At 64.3% G+C, this 17,490-nt stretch carries 14 protein-coding genes, 2 tRNA genes and 1 pseudogene; 5 read left to right on the top strand and 12 right to left on the bottom strand.

Features of this window, described 5'->3' with window-relative positions:
* Positions 1-602: 602 nt before the first annotated feature.
* From ACT3S2_RS12120 to ACT3S2_RS12110, 3 genes are read right to left on the bottom strand one after another with little or no spacing between them, the layout of a single operon-like run.
* Positions 603-1,622, bottom strand: coding sequence for a FecCD family ABC transporter permease (locus ACT3S2_RS12120; protein WP_441839907.1), 1,020 nt, complete (start codon positions 1,620-1,622; stop codon positions 603-605).
* A 29-nt stretch (positions 1,623-1,651) separates the two neighbouring features.
* Complete coding sequence (locus ACT3S2_RS12115; protein ID WP_441442604.1) at positions 1,652-2,683, bottom strand: FecCD family ABC transporter permease; 1,032 nt, start codon at positions 2,681-2,683, stop codon at positions 1,652-1,654.
* The gene (locus ACT3S2_RS12110; RefSeq protein ID WP_441442605.1) at positions 2,661-3,551 is read right to left on the bottom strand and encodes a siderophore-interacting protein; all 891 of its coding nucleotides are present in this window, start codon (positions 3,549-3,551) and stop codon (positions 2,661-2,663) included. The genes ACT3S2_RS12115 and ACT3S2_RS12110 overlap by 23 nt, the downstream gene beginning before the upstream one ends.
* Positions 3,552-3,616: 65 nt before the next feature.
* Here ACT3S2_RS12110 and ACT3S2_RS12105 point away from each other — a divergent pair, with 65 nt between their 5' ends.
* The 3 genes from ACT3S2_RS12105 to ACT3S2_RS12095 are packed head-to-tail and all read left to right on the top strand — an operon-like array spanning position 3,617 to position 6,231.
* The gene (locus ACT3S2_RS12105) at positions 3,617-4,648 is read left to right on the top strand and encodes an ABC transporter substrate-binding protein (RefSeq protein ID WP_444554471.1); all 1,032 of its coding nucleotides are present in this window, start codon (positions 3,617-3,619) and stop codon (positions 4,646-4,648) included.
* A gap of 58 nt (positions 4,649-4,706) precedes the next feature.
* Positions 4,707-5,405 carry a TetR/AcrR family transcriptional regulator gene (locus ACT3S2_RS12100; protein ID WP_441356571.1) on the top strand — a complete coding sequence of 233 codons (699 nt, stop codon included), beginning with the start codon at positions 4,707-4,709 and terminating at the stop codon, positions 5,403-5,405.
* Complete coding sequence (locus ACT3S2_RS12095; RefSeq protein WP_441356572.1) at positions 5,380-6,231, top strand: ABC transporter ATP-binding protein; 852 nt, start codon at positions 5,380-5,382, stop codon at positions 6,229-6,231. The genes ACT3S2_RS12100 and ACT3S2_RS12095 overlap by 26 nt, the downstream gene beginning before the upstream one ends.
* A gap of 171 nt (positions 6,232-6,402) precedes the next feature.
* On the opposite strand, the gene mobF is transcribed toward ACT3S2_RS12095, so the two are convergent.
* On the bottom strand, positions 6,403-9,858 hold the full coding sequence (gene mobF, locus ACT3S2_RS12090; RefSeq protein WP_441442611.1) for a MobF family relaxase: 3,456 nt from the start codon (positions 9,856-9,858) through the stop codon (positions 6,403-6,405).
* A gap of 219 nt (positions 9,859-10,077) precedes the next feature.
* On the opposite strand from mobF, the gene ACT3S2_RS12085 reads away from it, so the two are divergent.
* A complete protein-coding gene (locus ACT3S2_RS12085; protein ID WP_444554470.1) occupies positions 10,078-10,485 on the top strand; it encodes a RidA family protein in 408 nt (135 codons plus the stop codon).
* Positions 10,486-10,521: 36 nt separating this feature from the next.
* Here ACT3S2_RS12085 and ACT3S2_RS12080 read toward each other — a convergent pair whose 3' ends face one another.
* Both ACT3S2_RS12080 and ACT3S2_RS12075 read right to left on the bottom strand, forming a co-directional pair.
* The gene (locus tag ACT3S2_RS12080; RefSeq protein ID WP_441442608.1) at positions 10,522-11,004 is read right to left on the bottom strand and encodes a GNAT family N-acetyltransferase; all 483 of its coding nucleotides are present in this window, start codon (positions 11,002-11,004) and stop codon (positions 10,522-10,524) included.
* Positions 11,005-11,022: 18 nt separating this feature from the next.
* On the bottom strand, positions 11,023-11,718 hold the full coding sequence (locus ACT3S2_RS12075; protein WP_441356576.1) for a hypothetical protein: 696 nt from the start codon (positions 11,716-11,718) through the stop codon (positions 11,023-11,025).
* Between the two features lie 421 nt (positions 11,719-12,139).
* Here ACT3S2_RS12075 and ACT3S2_RS12070 point away from each other — a divergent pair.
* Positions 12,140-13,180: pseudogene (locus ACT3S2_RS12070) on the top strand (recombinase family protein); the annotation flags it as partial.
* A gap of 360 nt (positions 13,181-13,540) precedes the next feature.
* Here ACT3S2_RS12070 and ACT3S2_RS12065 read toward each other — a convergent pair.
* The 6 genes from ACT3S2_RS12065 to gyrA form a co-directional block, all read right to left on the bottom strand.
* Positions 13,541-13,741 (bottom strand): hypothetical protein, encoded by a 201-nt coding sequence (locus ACT3S2_RS12065; RefSeq protein ID WP_441356577.1) that lies wholly within the window; start codon positions 13,739-13,741, stop codon positions 13,541-13,543.
* Between the two features lie 43 nt (positions 13,742-13,784).
* Positions 13,785-13,857: transfer RNA gene (locus ACT3S2_RS12060), tRNA-Ala, on the bottom strand.
* 10 nt (positions 13,858-13,867) lie between these two features.
* Complete coding sequence (locus ACT3S2_RS12055; protein ID WP_444554469.1) at positions 13,868-13,984, bottom strand: DLW-39 family protein; 117 nt, start codon at positions 13,982-13,984, stop codon at positions 13,868-13,870.
* A 37-nt stretch (positions 13,985-14,021) separates the two neighbouring features.
* Positions 14,022-14,095, bottom strand: a tRNA-Ile gene (locus ACT3S2_RS12050).
* A 110-nt stretch (positions 14,096-14,205) separates the two neighbouring features.
* Positions 14,206-14,757 (bottom strand): DUF3566 domain-containing protein, encoded by a 552-nt coding sequence (locus ACT3S2_RS12045; RefSeq protein WP_444554468.1) that lies wholly within the window; start codon positions 14,755-14,757, stop codon positions 14,206-14,208.
* Positions 14,754-17,444: a DNA gyrase subunit A gene (gene gyrA / locus ACT3S2_RS12040; RefSeq protein ID WP_444554467.1), complete on the bottom strand. Its 2,691-nt coding sequence runs from the start codon at positions 17,442-17,444 to the stop codon at positions 14,754-14,756. Before gyrA ends, ACT3S2_RS12045 begins: the two co-directional genes overlap by 4 nt.
* Between the last annotated feature and the right edge of the window lie 46 nt (positions 17,445-17,490).

Genomic DNA, 17,490 nt, shown 5'->3' with positions numbered 1-17,490 from the left:
CTGCCGGGAAGAAGCCCTCGGGATGCGAGTCCACAAATGACAAGGTCCCGGGTCGATGACCCGGGACCTTGTCTTCAATATGTGGAAGCAATTGGGCGCTGCGGGAACAGGCGACCACGGGTTCAGAAGCTCGTTTCCGCATGGAATCAAAGGATTCGGGGTGACGGCGACGAGTCGGGCAAGGTTGACGACTCACTGATTGGGGCCTCGGCAGAACCAAGTAAACGACCTCGAACACGCCTCACAGGCAGCGAAGTGGACGCTATGCGAACAGCCCGTGAGCGCGGGGTGAGCGTGAAGGCGATCGCGAAGCAGTTCGGGATTCACCGGGGCACGGTGTGGGCGAAGACTCGGTAGCCGCATTGAACTCTTGCCTCCGCGTGAGCGCAGATCAGCGTTGAGAGTCACAGAACCGCAGAGGACTAACAACTTCCAGGCTGATCTTGGCGCTCAAGTAGCTCTCAGTGCATTCGAGAACGTACTTGGTGCCGCATGGTTTGTCCCGGGCGTTGGCCCCTTTCGGCAAGCGTCGCAGCCGACGACCTTGTATAGACATTGCTGGCAGCCCGCCGGGAGCGATCTGCCGCGATCTCCTAGGAGTTTCACCGTCGAAGAAGCACGAACATGAGATAGATCCCCCCGAGCACGGTGGTGACGAGACCCGCGGGTGGTCCGCCCGGGAGTGCGTGCTGAGCCAGCAGATCGGCCATCGCGAGGAGTACTGCGGCGACGAGCGTCGAAAGCGCGAGGGGCGCCTCAGAGGTACGGACGAGCGCACGCGCGATCGGTGGCGCAACCAGCGGGAGCAACCCGATTGGTCCACACAGCGCGGTCGCGATGGCCGCAAGCATCACCGAGATCACGATCAGCTGGATGCGCAGCGTGCGAGGTGCGGAACCCAGGCTCGTCGCGAGATCGTCGCCGAGCGTGTGCACCTTGATCCGCCGCACGGCAAGTGAGCTGAGCACTGATCCGACCGCGAGAGCCGCAGTAGAGAGAAATACGGTCTGCCATGTAGATGCTGCGAGAGAACCTGCACCCCAGGTGGCTGCCGTCATCGCAGACTCAAGGGAGGCGGACAGGATGATCCAGCTGTTGATACCGCCGAGCAATGCGGCGAGGGCGACGCCAGCGAGAAGGAACCTGCTGCCGCTCTGAGTACTGCGTCCACCGGAGACGGAGAAGAGAACTGCGGCAACGATCAGGGCGCCGATGAGCGCAGCGGGTGCGACGAGTTCCCACTGCGAGCCAACGTAGACCAGCAGGATCAGCACGGCGGTGTATGCGCCCCCGGAAATGCCGATGAGATCGGGGGAGGCTAGAGGGTTACGCGTGACGGTCTGCAGCAGGGCTCCGCTCAGGCCGAGGCACGCACCAACGGCGAGGGCCGTAACGCCACGCGGCATCCGCCATTCCAGGACAACAGTGTGATCGAAGCCCGTCCCCTGACCGGTGAGCACCTGCCAGAACCGATCGAGCGGGATCGCGTAGCTTCCGACGGACACAGCAAGTACCAGCGTGGTGACGCCGACAGCCGCGACGATAACGAGCGAGAGAGCCGTTCTACGACGGCGTCGGTAGACGACTTCGGATGTGGCTCGCGACGCTTCATTTCGCGGCATCGCCACAGAGGGGTGCGGATGCGGTCTCGTCATGTGAGGCTCCGGTTGCGGCGGATAATGAGTAGTAGGAACGGCGAACCGATGACTGCCACGACGATGCCCGCGGGAAGCTCTCCAGGCCAGAACGCGATTCGGCCGACCAAGTCTGCTAAGACGAGTAGCGCGCCCCCGCCAGCAGCGGCGACGAGGTGCCGCAAGGCTGCGGGGAGAGCGAGTCGTTGTGCGGTTGCCGCGGCGAGGTGAGCGCCAAGGAGCCCGACAAATCCGATCGGTCCAACTAAAGCAGTCGCTGCGGCGCTGGCGAGCGCGACAGCCAGCACGGTTGTCGCCCGCGTCGGCAGCAGGCGAGCCCCGAGTGCACGCGCGACATCATCGCCCATGAGGGTCAACTCCAGTGCACGCGAGACCGCGAGGGCTACGATGAGTGACAGACCGATGAGCATTGCCGCTGTCAAATTCGATGGCATCGCAACGCCGACCATCGACCCCGAGAGCCAACTGCGCATGCTGTCGAAGGCTTCGGGTACCGCGAGCATCAGGCCTGTGGTGATCCCGGTGAGCACCGCACCCAGTGCGACACCGAACAGGACAAGGCGCGTGGCCGAGTAGATCCTTCCGCTCAGTCCGACGGCGCTCACGAGGATGGTCGCGGTGAGCGCGCCGAGCAGCGCCCAGGCGCTCTGTGCGACGAAGTCCGCGGCCATACCGGTCGCGATGCCGAACGCGATCATCACCGTCGCTCCGGCGTTGGCGCCGAGGAGGCCGGCATCGGCCACCGGGTTGCGGGTCAGGGTCTGTAGAAGCGATGCGGCGAGGCCGAGCCCTATACCGGCGATCGCGGCAGCAAGTGTCCGGGGGAGTCGGATCTCGACGACCAAGGCCTGAGCAACGATGTCGACATCACCTCTGATCACCCCGAGGACGACCCACGGGCTGGTTGACTGACCTCCAATGAACAGCCCGGATGCCATCGCTGCGCCAAGCACCCCGATGGTGATGAGCGCCGTTGACCAGCGTCTGAGGGGCTGGGATCCTCGCTCAGTCTTGGACGTCGAAGTCATCGAGCGGCGCCATCCGGGAACTGTGCTTCAACGCTTCCTCATAACGCTGCAGTCGTGCTTCATCGACCTGGCTGCTCGTGCGACTTCGACGCCAGTAGCCGAAAACCTGGACCTCGGTTCGGTCCATGCCGCGATCATGGCGGAAGTGATCCCGAATCTGCCGCATCTCCTGATGCTCGCCGCCCGCCCAGACGGTCACGGGTTCGGCGAAGGCAGAACTGGCTTCTAGTGCAGCCGCGACAAGTCGTCCGGTGGTTCCGGGCGGCTCATCCGTAGGACGCGGCAACCAGTGGAGGGCGACGCCTTCCGGTGCTTCAAGCTCAGTGAAGACAGCTTCATCAGGCGTTTCGACCCAGGCTTCTCCTCGCACACCCGGCTGGACCCAGTCGCGGAGGATAGTTGCCAGGGCGGGAATGGCTGTTTCGTCAGCAAACATCCACGCAGGCCGCTCGGAAACGATCGCCGGGCAGAAATGCGGACGCGGGCCAAGGATTCGCACGGCGATCCCCGGCTGTGCGGCGGCGAGCCACCTCATCACCGGGCTGTCTCCCTCGTGTCGCACGATGTCGACGTCTAGCTCGCGCACCCCAGCAGATGATTCTCGATAGTCGCGCACCGTGTAGACGCGCGACACCATGGCATCACTTTTTACGTCAGGGAGCTCAAGCCGAATCGCTGGGTTCGTGACACGCCAGCGCTCTGCGTCGCCATCGTGGTCGAGGGTCGCTGTGACGCGGACGACCGACGGGGCGATCTCAGCCACTGCGGTCACCGTCATCGTCCCGTGATTGACACCGGCGCGATGGTCAGGATGGTCAAGAACTTTCTGATGGCGACCACCATAGAGCGCATTGCTCACGTTGTTCATTTCCTACTCCATGATTTATTACACTAAGGTTGCCCTTACCTTACTCCATTCGCAAAGGAACACACATGCAACGAACGCGCCGACACTCGATCACGGCTCTGGCCCTCGTCACAACGGCAACACTCGCACTCGCGGGCTGCTCCGGAACGAGCGACGCCGAGCCGGACGGCACCGGCCCTTCGGCCTCTGGCGACGCGAGCATCGTGATCGAGCACGCATACGGGACCCTCGAACTTGACAAGGCACCCGAGCGCGTGATCACCCTCGGCCTGTTGGAAACCGATGTGGCCGTTGACCTCGGAGTCACTCCGATCGCGATTGCGAAGTTCTTCGCAACCCCGGACGGCATCGCCCCGTGGCTTGCCCCCGAGCTCGACGAGGCGCCCGAGATCATCGACACCACAACGACCGGTGCCAATGGTGCCGAACTCGATGTCGAGGCGATCGCCGCTCTGGACCCTGATCTGATCATCGCAACCACCTACACACAGCTCGGCCAGTACTACGACCAACTCGCGATGATCGCTCCCGTCCTCGGCCCGTCGGACGCGAACTACCTACAGCTCCCGTGGCGCGATCAGACACGCGCCATCGGTGAGTCGCTGGGGCTACTGGAAGAGGTCAACGACCGGATCGCCGCAGTCGAGGAACAGATGGTCGAAGCTGCGGCCGAATACACAATCACCAAAGGTCACGATTACACGCTTTCACTGGGCACCCCCGACCAGATCAAGGTCATGAACGATCCCGCCGATGCGAGCGTCGAAATCATGAATGCGTTCGGCATGACCTTCAGCGAGACAGCGGCAGCCCTCCCCGGCCTCGGCGACGGATCCGGATCAGCAGGAGTGTCGGAGGAAAACGTTGCCGCGCTCGACGCGGACATCGTCATGATCGGGTTCTTCGGCGCCGACACCCAGACGTTCTGGGAGAGCTCAACGCTTTTCCAACAGCTCAACGCGGTCAAGAACGGCGGATTTATCGCGATGGATCTGTCGGCCAGCACGGCGCTGCGCAATCCTTCACCGCTGTCGATCCCGTACGTCATCGACGAGGTCATCGCAGGGAGCATCGTGCCCGCGCTCGGGGAACAATAACCGCATGGTGAGTGGGGGCACCGGCGTGCCCCCACCCTTCCCTGGAAGAATTGGCGACATGACATCCGAGCCCACGCCTGCCCGTCGTGGGCGGCCCAGAAAGATCACTCGCGAGGCGATTGCCGACGCGGGAAGGCGGCTCACCCTCCCCAAGGTGACCGTGGCCGATGTCGCGCAAGAACTCGGGGTAGCTATCCGATCGCTCTACAAGCACACGAGCGGCATCGAGGATATTCAGATCATCACCGCCGAAGCAATCTTCGCCTCTTGGGAGGCACCCGCCCCCGAAGGGCAACCGCTTGAGGAGCATCTGCTCGCCATTGCATCGTCGCTGCGGCGGCTCGCGATCGAAAACCCGGGCATCGCGGGATTCCTGCTGCGAACCTCGTCGGATATCTCTCCCGCCCTCGTCGCCGCGATGGATGCGCACCAGCGCTCTGTTGCCGAGGCTTACAGGCTCCCCCTGGTCCACAGCTCAATCCTCTTGGCGACTGTCGCTGAGCATTCGCTGGCGGTCACCGACGTCGTGCACGCCGGGGAAGGTCGACGCCGAGACCTGCGACGCATGGCCAACGATCCGCGCTTTCCCGCGTTGTCCGCGACTGCACGTGTCCTCAAGCACGAAGACGCCGAACGCCACTTCCTCTTCGGGGCGCACGCACTTATCAAGGGACTGCTCGATTCGATCACGGGCATCCCCGGCCAACCAGACCAGATCGAAACGAGACCAGATGACGACTCCAACTCGACGCCCTAAAACCTACGACCCAAAAAACCCTTCAGCGACTGGCGGGAGGCTGCGCGGCACGCAACTCACCCTCGCGTACGACCGACGTGAAATCTGCCGAGACCTGAACGTCGAAATCCCGCAGGGCAAGGTTACGGTCATCATTGGGCCGAACGCCTCGGGCAAGTCCACCGTTCTCAGGGCCCTCGCCCGCTTGATCAATCCCACGGACGGCGCGGTTCTGCTTGATGAGACCGACGTACGACGCTACGCGCCTAAGGAGTTTGCGCGGCGGCTCGGAATTCTCCCGCAGACATCGACGGCCCCCGTCGGCATCACCGTGTCAGAGTTGGTCACGCGAGGACGATTCCCCCACCAACGTGCACTGAGGACGCTAACGGAGGCGGACACCAGGGCGGTCGAGCACGCGATGGCAGCGACCCGTATCGCTGAGCTCGCTGATCGGCCCGTTGCAGAGCTCTCGGGCGGACAACGCCAGCGAGTGTGGATCGCGATGCTGCTCGCGCAGCAAGCGCCCGTCATGCTGTTGGACGAGCCGACCACGTACCTCGATGTATCCCATCAGCTCGAAGTCCTCGAACTGGTGCGAGGACTGAACCAGAACGATGGTCGCACCATCGTTCTGGTGCTGCACGATCTCAACCAGGCGGTCGTCTTTGCCGACGAGCTCATCGTCGTCAGTCAGGGACAGATCGTCGCGCGCGGCACCCCCCAGCAGGTCATGACAGGAGAACTGCTCCGCGATGTGTTCGGCATCGAGGCACGCATCCTTCACGACCCGGAACTCACAGCCCCTGTCATCGTCCCCCTCACCAGCGTCGCGAACACGCGATGACAATGAGAGCTGGTCGCGCCGTCCTTGCTCGCGGCGCGCGCCGACGGCTGCATCCGGTCGGTAGTTAGCCCCCGAGACCGGGAGATCAGCGTTGCGAACGGATTACTCGGGGTTGATAATCGCCTGCGGAAGCGCCCCAGAAGTATAAGAACACTCATGCCACGGCTCGGCTCACCGGCCCAGGCTTGGCCCACCACGGCGTGGATCGGTGGAGGCAAATCGGGAGGCGCGTAGTTGGCGCTCGCGCTCGGCAAGCATGCGGGCAGCCTCGCGCTTAGCCTCCTCCGATGCACGAGTCTGCCTAATCCGTTCGACCGCCTCGGCCGGGGTCAGCGTGCAAAGCGCATCTGCTTCGGCACGGGCGTGCTGAGCGGTGCGGGTCGCGTCTTCGACCAGGCGTGCGGGGCGCGCGTTGACGTACGCGCCGGGGTTCTGCCGCACGGTCTCTTCTCCGAAGATGCGGGCGTAGACGCCCAGGCTGGGCCACGGGTTCGGTTCCAGCGCGGCATGCAACGCCTGCGCAGCGGTCGCGTGCTGTTGCTCGGCTTCGATCACGCGCGGGTCGGCATCGATCCGGGGACGGGTGACGCGCTCGACCCACGCATTCTCCCCCTCGTTCCATCGGGGCAGATCACCCCACGCTCTCTTGAGCACCCGCTCCACGTCTCGGGCGACACCTCGCGCGGCGTCGTGTTCGGCAGTCGCGCGACGCTTCTTGAGCCTCCCCACGATCCACGCCTTCTCGTGGGCGGTCTTCTCAGCGGCATCGGCGGCTTGCCAATTGGTGAACGCTTCCCGTGCCTGCGCGGTCAGCGGCTCGGCGACCTCAGAACGTACGAGTTCAACCTGCTGCTTAGCTTCCTTGTTCGCCTGGACTACATGGTCGCGTTCGGCGCGCTGCCGCGTGTATAGGTCGTCCAGGGCTTCGGCGGCTTGCTGCCACTGTGCCGCTCGAGCCTCGGCTTGTTCGGCACGTCGAATCAGCGCAACTACTTCGGTGCTGACGAGTTTCGCGGGGCCGTCATCCACGAGACCGCGCACGGCTTCTGCTGCTTGCTGTGTGGCGTGGGGGAGTCCTCGGTCTGCGCGGTCGCGTTCGAGTGCGTCAATGAACTGCTCACGCGCGGCGGGCAGACTCTCGGCGATGATGTGTAGCTGGTTCTCGCTGGTGCCTCGGGTCATGCCGACGTACACGGCGGCTCCGCTCATCGCGTCGCTAAGGATCGTGTGCGACCCCTTGGCGGTGACGCCCTGCACCCCGTACGCGGTCGAAGCATAAGCAAGATGCGCATGCCCGGCGACATACGCGGCAGGCAGGCGCACGGAGTGCTCGCGTTTGCGGTCACTGCTTCCTTCGGCCGCCCACACGGTGCCGTCAACCTCGACGTGCTGCACGATCCACAGTTGCCGGTTCGCGACCCCCAGGATGGTGTCGTTCTTCCGCGTCTGGATCAGATCACCGCAACTAATGGGGAGGCCGTCGCTGCCTGTCATAGGCGCGGCGTCGTCCACGGCCCCAGCACCTGCGCGTTGGTCGCGGATGTGCTCGTTCAGGCGGGCGGCTTCGTCGTTGGTGGCGACCGTGACCGCCTCCCCATCCTTCCGGTTGCGGGCGATGTGCTCGTGCAGGTGCTCGGCGTCGGCGTGTAGGCGGATCAGGCCGAGCGCGGCAAGTTGGTCGAAGACCTTGCCGGGATCGTTCCGTTCCCGCAACCGCACCGACAGTTCGGCGTAGGCGGGATCGGTGAAGCGGTGGACTTCGGCCATGTCGATGGTGCGGCCGCGAATCTGCGCGGCCATATCGAGCACCCCGCCTCTGCCGACGGCTGGCAGTTGCGCCCGGTCACCCACAAGCGCAACCGTCGCGCCCGACTCGGCGGCAACGGTGAACAGGGCGATGGCACTGTCCTGGTCGAGCATGCCCGCCTCGTCCACGACAATCCGCTCACCCGCTCGGAGGCATGCCGCATCGGGTGGGCCGGTATAGGTGCGTCCGGTCTCAGGATCGGTGTCGCCGGGTTCCAGGCGTGTCCATACGCCATCGGCGTTCCAGCGGTAGCCATGCGCGTGGACGAGCGCCGCCACCGAATCCGCAGGAACCCCGAGCGTCTGGTGTGCGACGTCGGCGGCCTTCTTCGTCGGCGCAACCACCCGCGTTGCTCGACTTTCCCGCTCGGCAGCTTGGATGGCCGTGGCAAGCATGGTCGTCTTCCCACTGCCCGCTGCCCCTTCCACGACCACCAGCGGATCAGCCGATGCGAGTGCTGCTGCCGCTTCCGTCTGCCCGACGTCGAGGCCGGCGGCCTGCGCCAACTGGCGCACGTCCGGCACTGCCGGCTCGATCTTGGGTATGCGGGCGGTGAGGAGGTCGCGCAGTTCGGTTTCGGCTTGCATGACGCGCACGCTCGTCAGATGCGCCACATGCTCCAGCGCAGGCTTGTCCGGTGGGAGGATCGAGAAGCAATCCTCCAACGCCAACCGCGACGCCGCCGTGATGAACTCTCGTATCTCGGCAGGAGATGCTTGCACGCCGTACTGGGTCATGATCCGCGCCGCGTGCTCAGTCACCGTGTGCGCCGTCCACGCGGAACTGGAAGCGGCGCAACGATCCAGCGCGCGGGATGCAACCTCCTGCACACTCAACTCGTCCAATCGCACCGATGCGCGCGGCGCTGGCCGTTGCAATGTTGCGGGGTCGTATCCGGCCTCGCGCAGCTCCGTCACCCAGCCGGTTTCCTCGGCGAGGGAGGTGGGTTTCTTCGCAGGCCGCTGGTAGGCCCATGCTTCGGCTTGCAGCCGGGTGGCGACGACCGGCCCCATGCTTTCGCCGGGGTGCGCGTGATCCCATTCGGTTTCGAGGCGTTCGAGGTTCTCGCCTACTTGCTTGCCGCGCTTCGACATGAGCGCGTTGAACGGCTGCAACTGGGCCACCTCGCCGGTCACGGGGTCGAGAGTCAGGCCGTGCCGGTCAAGCACAGCATGCAGTTCGGGGCTGGCGGCGATCACCGCGGTGCCCAGGGCGCGGATCGCGCTCTGCTGCTTGAACAGCGCGGCGGTGAACAGGCCCCGCCATTTCCCGGCCGCCCATACCCTTGTGCCGATCTGCATGTGAATGTGCCGGTGCGGATCACCCGCTCTGCTCGTTCTGTGGGTGATGCCGACGACGTGCATCTGCTCGACGGGCACGACCTCCTGCGCCCCCAGCGACCCCACGCGAGTCACGGAGTGGAGGGCGAGCCAGCGCCGAATCTCCGCCAAAGCGTCCTGCTGGGCGGCATCGAGAGCGTCGGAGACCTCCGGGTGCAGAGCGGCGGCGATCGACAGCGACTTGGGCGTGTTGATGACCATCTCCATGAACCGGGGCGACGCCTTGCGATCCGACCCCGCACCCCGAGGTCTTCCCATCGACTCACCCGTGAGCGGGTTCACCCAGTCCACCCACCCCGCATACGCGGCAGGGTCAAGGGCCAGCTCAGCGGTCACCGCGCCCGATCCGTCGAGCGCCGCGAACTGCGCGACGGTCGTCTCCGCGCCGAGGTAGTAGTCGTCGGCGCGGGAGCGGTCGGACTCGACATAGCGCAGCGCATCAGCCCCGGTGCCCCGGAACGGGATCACGCCGCCATGCATCCCGACCACCGCCCTTCCGCCGCCTCATTGGGCATCTAGCGTATCAGCAACTACGGCACTTAGGATACGTTCATTCTGAGATTGGGGCGAGAGAATGGGTGCTGGGGTGGAAGGCGGGGTACATAGGTGGCGCGTGCGGAGCGTGCTCGGCAAGGTCGGCGGCACGGGGTCAGGTGGCGCGGACATGACGGCGGCGACTGTCCTGAGAGAATGAGGGGCATGCCGAGTTCCGTTCAGTTGATCCTCGCTTCCGACCTCTCAGACGTCGCCGAGTACGCGTATGCGGCCACAGCACCGAAGGACTCTCGGTTGATCTTCCTCGCCGGATCGTGCCCGCTTGACGAGCACGGTACCACCGTCGCGGTCGGCGATTACGCGGGCCAGGCTGCCGCATGTATCGAAACGATGAAGCGTGCTCTCGCCGCTTCTGGCGCGACGATCCAGGATGTCATCAGCACTCGCGTGCTGGTCGCATCTTCTTCGCAGAGCAATCTTGTTACGGCCTGGGAGGTCGTGCGCGATGCCTTCGGAGAACACGACGTGCCGAGCACGTTGATGGGCGTGACGGTGTTGGGCTACGACGACCAGCTGGTCGAGATCGAAGCGGTTGCCGCCGTCATTGACTGACTGCGAAGCCCGCCGGTAGGTGGCGAAAAGCTTGCGTCAGAGTTCCATGAGCAGGCAGCCCGGCACACCGTTCGGGGCAGGTCGGAAGCCGTGCCGGGCGTAGAGTCTCGCGGCGGGGTTGCCGTCCTCGACGGAGAGGCTGATCGCCGCGACGCCACGGGATCGAGCTGTCTCGGAGATTCGATGCAGGAGCAGTCCACCAATGCCTTGGCCTCGATGCGCGGCGCTGACCCAGATGCTCAGCTCCGGGATGGTGTCCGCGACGAATCCGTAGCCGGGGTCTTGGGCGGTGAAGTAACGTAGCCAGACCACTGCGACGACCATTCTGTCGGCGTCCTCAGAGACGAGGCCGAAGTCCTCATCTCTTGGCCACTCGTCGTAGTAGTGGCGGAACTGCGGGGTGTCCTCGACCTCACGCATGGTGAAACGCGGGCCGTTCCAGTTCAGGTTGTCGAGCGTCGCCCGCGCGAGCAGCCCACGGTCTGCCGCCGTCGCTTCTCTCACGAAATCAAAGGTCATGCTCTGCGTTTCGTCCAACTATCCCGCGCGTCCGCGTCGTCCAGGCGGGAGCAACCCCTTCGAGCGGGCGCGGGCGACCCAGCCTTGTGCGGTGGAGAGGGGTACGCGGCTGATTTCTGCCATCTTCGCGGTCGGGTTTGTCTCCCCGTCGTCTACGAGGCGGGTGTGTTGGAGGGCGACGACTTCGTAGAAGTCCGCGATCCGCTTCGGGTTCCCCAACGGCTGCATGACCTCTGAGGAGTGGAGAATGCGACCCGAGGGCATGGTGAGTGTGCCGCCCTCGAAGCGGGTGGCTCCGGTGACGGTGAACTGGCGGCGGTTGATCGCCGCCTCAATCCGGGAGGTCGGCAAGTTCCGAAGGATCGGGCTGGCCACCGGGTCGCCCGCCAGCTCGGGCAGGTAGACGATCCCCGTGATCCGCACTTCACCCATTGGCTCTTGGTGCATGAGGTATTGGCGTTGCAGGCGTAGCAGCACGCGGGTACGGGACTGGGTGTGCTCGATGAGGAACCAGCGACCGTCGCGACCATCGTTATACCCGCTCAGGTTCCCGTCCGACCCCGGCGTGGGGTATGTCCGCTTGTCGTACTTGAGCGCGGCATCGATGGCTACCGAGTCGGCAGAAGAGGCGATCACGGGAGGATCAGGCATCACCCAGCCTGCTGGCAGGTCTTCGGGGACCAGCAGCGGCATGTCCTCCACGTCTTGACTCATGCCTCTGATCGTAGTGGAACCACCACTTCATCTCAAACAATGGCCGTTACGCGAGGAGTGTGCTACCTTGGTTCTGGCGTATCTGCTTTTGTATGAGATTGGTGGTGAGTGGCCTGACCCCAGCCCCGACCCGTGAGCGCCCACCACACGCGGCGCAAAGCCGGGCTGCGCTCGGGGCAGGGGCGGGGAGCGATCCGGGGCAGCTCCGTCTCCGCACGATCCGCCGTGCCGAACCCGACATGGGGAAGCTCGTGGAGTGGGTGCTGAACATCACCCAGGCGCGTTGGGAGGCTTACCGGGCCGGGGAACCTGACCCTTACGACCTCCCGATGCCTGCGAATCTGAGCCTGATGTCAGATGCGCGCGGCAGAGTAGAAGAGCATGAAGAACCCGAGCTGTTGCACCGACGAAAGAGCACCGCATGACCACCACCGCTCCCACAGTCATCCCGACCAACGCGCAAGCGGACGATCGGCCGGTGCTGCTGGCTGTGTCCTATCTCCGCGTCTCGACCCGTGAGCAGGCTGAGCGGGGCGGAACCGAGGAGGGGTTCTCGATCCCCGCGCAGCGAGAGGCCAACGCGAGGAAGGCCAACGAACTGGGCGCGCGGGTTGTGCGGGAGTTCGTGGATGCCGGGGAGTCTGCGAGGTCTGCGGATCGGGATGGGTTGCAGGAGATGTTGGCGTTCATCGCCGCCACCCGGATCACGTTCTGCATCGTCCACAAGCTCGACCGGCTCGCCCGCAACCGTTCGGACGATGTGAAAATCCACGAAGCACTCATAGGCGCAGGCGTCACCCTGGTGTCGGCGACCGAGAGCATCGATCAGACGCCGTCGGGGATGCTCGTGCACGGCATCATGTCGAGTATTGCGGAGTTCTACAGCCGCAACCTCGCCACCGAAGTCACCAAGGGCCTCACCCAGAAGGTCGCCCAGGGCGGCACCCCGATGCGCGCCCCCATCGGCTATTTGAACGTCCGCAAGACGGACGACAACGGGCGGGAGGTTCGCACGGTCGAGGTCGATCCCGAACGAGCACCGCTCATCACCTGGGCGTTCGAGCACTACGCCGAAGGCGAGACCTCCGTCACCGGCCTCCTCCGCGACCTCACCGCACGGGGGCTACTCACGGTGCCGACGCCGAAGCGTCCGTCGAAGCCGTTGGGGAAGAACACGCTCTACAAGCTCCTGACGAACCCGTACTACGCGGGAGTGATCCGCTACAAAGGTGCGCTGCATCCGGGCGCGCATGATCCCATCGTGGAGCCTGCGCTGTTCGACAAGGTGCAGTCGCTGCTCCGGGCGCGGACGGCGAAGATGACCCGGCACGTCCAGCACGCCCACCACCTCAAGGGCCTGCTGCACTGCGGCACCTGTGGGTCGCGGATGCTGCTCGACTTCGCCACCAACCCACGCGGTGTCACCTACGCCTACTTCATCTGCTCCGGCCGCGCTGCGAAGAAGACGACCTGTACCAGACGCGCGGTTCCCGTCGCGGTCGCGGAACGTCTCGTCGCGGACTCCTACGCGAGCATCACGATTAGTGACACCACCTACCAACGAATCGCGGCCGACGTTGATGCGGCATTCGACAAGCGCAACACCAGCCAAGACCAGAAACTTGCCGATCTGACGGCGAACCGAGCCAGGTTGGAATCCGAGTCCGACAAGCTCCTCGCCGCGCACTTCGCCGACGCCATCGACCTCGACACGTTGAAAAGGCACCAAGACCGCATCCGCGCGGGCCTCGCCGATGTGAACCGCCGACTCGCTGAACACAGCGAGCACCACACCGGCGGGCGCGCCTTCCTCCACGACTCGCTACGGCTGCTCACCGACGCGCACCGTGCCTACACGCGCTCCGGAGACGCTGACAGGCGACTCGCGAACCAAGCGTTCTACACGCGCCTCGACATCACCGACGACGAACAGCTCCGTCCCACGCTGGCCGAACCTTTCGCGACGATCTTCCGCGAAGCGCACCAGGGCGGCGACGAAGGCAAGGAAGCGAAACGGGAACACACAACATCTTTCGATGTCGCGTGTTCCCGTAAGACACTTTGGGTGGAGGTAAGGGGACTCGAACCCCTAACCCCCTGCTTGCAAAGCAGGTGCGCTACCAATTGCGCCATACCCCCGTGACGGGAATCAATCGAGTTGATCCGTCGATGCCTTCCACACGGATTTCTCCGATTCGGAGGCCTTCCATCTACGGTAGACGACCACGGAGGCGGCGGCCACGACTGCGACCAATAATTTCCGCATGCATTCTCCACAGTTCCTGGAAGATGGAGGGATTCCGTGGGCGTACCAGGACTTGAACCTGGGACCTCTTCGTTATCAGCGAAGCGCTCTAACCGCCTGAGCTATACGCCCTCATTGTCCCTTCAGGACGAGATATGACTTTACCGGACCGGTCGCCGGGAAAACAAATCGGCTTCCGCGGCGTGGTGGACACGACGCCGCGGAAGCCGATCAGTACCCGATCAGTCGTCGGTGAGGGTGACCCCGATTCCACCGACCAGGGTGGAGGAAATGTTATAAAGCACGGCAGCGAGCATCGACATGGCCGTGAGCAGCACCACGTTCACAACGGCGATGATGGTCGCGAAGGAGGCAACCTGGCCCAGGGAAACTAGCTCCTTGAGGTCGAATCCTGACTCCGAACCGATCACCTCCCCGAGAAGATCGTTCACTCGATCAAAGATGCCGGTCAGATCCAGGACGGTCCACAGTACGACGGCCGCCACGACGGTGACGATCCCCAACGCCACCGACAACAAGAACGCCATCTTCAGGATCGACCAGGGATCGACCTTGCTGATGAGCAGTCGGGCCTTACGGACCTTCGCTTTGGGCGCCGGCCGCACGAGCTGCTGGGTCCCCTTCTTCTGGGCGGGGCTCCTGCCTGCGGCTGACTGGCCCGAAGGACGCTGGCCACCGGAGGCAGGTCGTTGCGTGGGAGCGGTCGGGCGTCCCTGCTGTCCGCCGGGCTTTTGCCGCGGCGCCGCTGGGCGCGGGTTGTTCGGGGTGCTCACGCATTACCTCCGTCGATTTCGGTCTCATCAGCAGCCTGGGTGGCTTCCACGGACTCCGCGGCAACGGAGCCGGTTTCACCATCGGCCGGTGCCCCGTCCACTACCGGTGCCCTCTGCTGAGAATCTTCAGGATCCAACGGTACTTCATCCTCGTCCTCATCGACTCCCAGCCCACGCTCAGCATTCTTGGCCACTGCGATGATCCGGTCCTTCTTATCCGGCTTCGCGAAGATGACCCCCATGGTGTCGCGTCCCTTGGCCGGCACCTGCGTGACCTTGGACCTGACGACCTTCCCGCGCTGCATGACCACGAGCACTTCGTCGGTTTCCTCGACGATGAGGGCCCCGGCCAGGACTCCGCGTTCGTCGGCCAACTTAGCCACCTTGATGCCGATGCCGCCCCGCGTCTGCACACGGTATTCCTGCACAGAGGTCCGCTTGGCGTAGCCTCCCTCCGTGACGGTGAAGACATAGGAGTCTTCTCCCACGACGCCCGCGGTCAGCAAGACGTCGTCATCACGGAACTTCATGCCGGTGACTCCCGACGTGTTCCTGCCCATCGGACGCAACGCTTCGTCGGTGGCTGTGAACCGCACGGACTGTCCGTGGCGTGAAACGAGCATCAGATCATCGGTTTCCGAGATCAGCTGCGCCGACACCAGCTCGTCGCCTTCCCGCAGGTTCACGGCGATCACCCCGGCGGAACGGTTCGTGTCGTAGTCGGTCAGTCGACTCTTCTTCACCAGTCCCCGGCGGGTTGCCAACACCAGATAGGGCGACTGCTCGTAATCGCGCAGGTCCAGGACCTGGGCAATATGCTCATCCGGTTGGAAAGCCATCACGTTCGCCACGTGCTGGCCCTTGGCATCGCGACCGCCCTCGGCCAGCTCGTAGCACTTCGCCCGGTACACGCGCCCGTGGTTGGTGAAGAAAAGCAGCCAGTTGTGCGTGGTGGTGACGAAGAAGTGCTCGACCACGTCGTCCCCACGCAACTGGGCGCCCCGGATCCCCTTGCCACCACGGTTTTGCGAGCGGTAGTTGTCGCTTCGGGTCCGCTTGATGTAGCCGCCGCGGGTGATGGTGACCACCATTTCCTCTTCGGGGATGAGGTCTTCCATCGACATGTCACCGTCATAGCCGGCGACGATCTGCGTACGACGGTCATCCCCGTGGCGCTGGACGATTCCGTCGAGCTCCTCGGAAATGATCTCGCGCTGACGCACCGGATCGGCCAGAATGATCTTGTATTCGGTGATCTCGGCCTCCAGCTTCGCGTGCTGGTCCTGGATCTTCTGGCGCTCCAGGGCTGCTAGTCGACGCAGCTGCATGTCCAGAATGGCCTGGGCTTGGAGGTCGTCGATATCGAGCAGGTCCTTCAGGCCGTTACGCGCGTCCTCGACGGTCGGAGACCGGCGGATGAGGGCAATGACCTCGTCCAAGGCGTCCAGCGCCTTGAGAAGTCCCCGCAAAATATGGGCCTGCTCTTCGGCCTTGCGCAGCCGGAACTGTGTTCGCCGGACGATGACATCGATCTGGTGGTTGACCCAGTGACGGATGAAGGCATCCAAGGACAAGGTACGCGGTACGCCGTCCACGATGGCCAGCATGTTTGCCGAGAAGTTCCCCTGCAGCTCCGTGTGCTTATAGAGGTTGTTCAACACCACCTTGGCGACGGCATCACGTTTGAGGACGATCACCAGACGCTGGCCGGTCCTGCCGGACGTCTCGTCACGGAGATCTGCGATGCCACCCATCTTGCCGTCCCTGACGAGCTCGGCGATCTTGATGGAAAGGTTGTCCGGGTTGGCCTGGTACGGCAATTCGGTGATGACCAGGCAGGTCCGCCCCTGCAGCTCCTCGACATTGACCACGGCACGCATGGTCACCGAGCCACGTCCGGTCCTATAGGCATCCTCGATACCGCGGCGGCCCAGGATGAGTGCCCCGGTGGGGAAGTCCGGTCCCTTGATGTGTTGCATCAAGGCTTCAAGCAGCTCTTCCTTCGTCGCCTCCGGATTCTGCAGGTACCACTGCGCACCGGCGGCCACTTCACGCAGGTTATGCGGAGGGATGTTGGTGGCCATTCCGACGGCAATGCCGGAGGAGCCGTTGACCAACAGGTTCGGGAACCGTGCCGGCAGAATCGTCGGCTCCTGGTTCTTCCCGTCGTAGTTGTCCTGGAAGTCGACGGTCTCCTCGTCGATTTCGCGAACCATCTCCATGGCCAGGGGAGCCATCTTGGTTTCCGTGTACCTCGGGGCCGCGGCACCATCATTGCCCGGGGAGCCGAAGTTCCCCTGTCCCAGGGCCAACGGGTAGCGCAAGGTCCAGTCCTGGATAAGCCGGACCAGGGCATCGTAGATCGCGGTGTCACCGTGGGGATGGTACTGACCCATGACCTCGCCGACCACACGCGCGCACTTGTTGTAGGACCGTTCCGGGCGGTAGCCGCCGTCGAACATCGCGTACAGGACGCGGCGGTGGACCGGCTTGAGCCCATCCCTGACGTCGGGCAGGGCACGGCCGACGATCACGGCCATCGCGTAGTCGAGATACGACCGTTGCATCTCGGTCTGCAGGTCGATGGGTTCGACCCTGTCGATGGTGGCCGCGGCCAGGGGCTGGTCCGGCTGCACGACGTCCTCGTGCTCCGGGTCGTGGGGGTTTTCTGGCGTCTCGTCGCTCATCGGTTTCTTCCTCTATTCAAAGCTGCGTCGGAACGTGGGGACGGTT

Source organism: Arthrobacter sp. AOP36-A1-22 (genome assembly GCF_052377615.1).
GTDB lineage: Bacteria > Actinomycetota > Actinomycetes > Actinomycetales > Micrococcaceae > Arthrobacter_H.
This window is presented reverse-complemented; position numbering and strand designations above follow the sequence as displayed.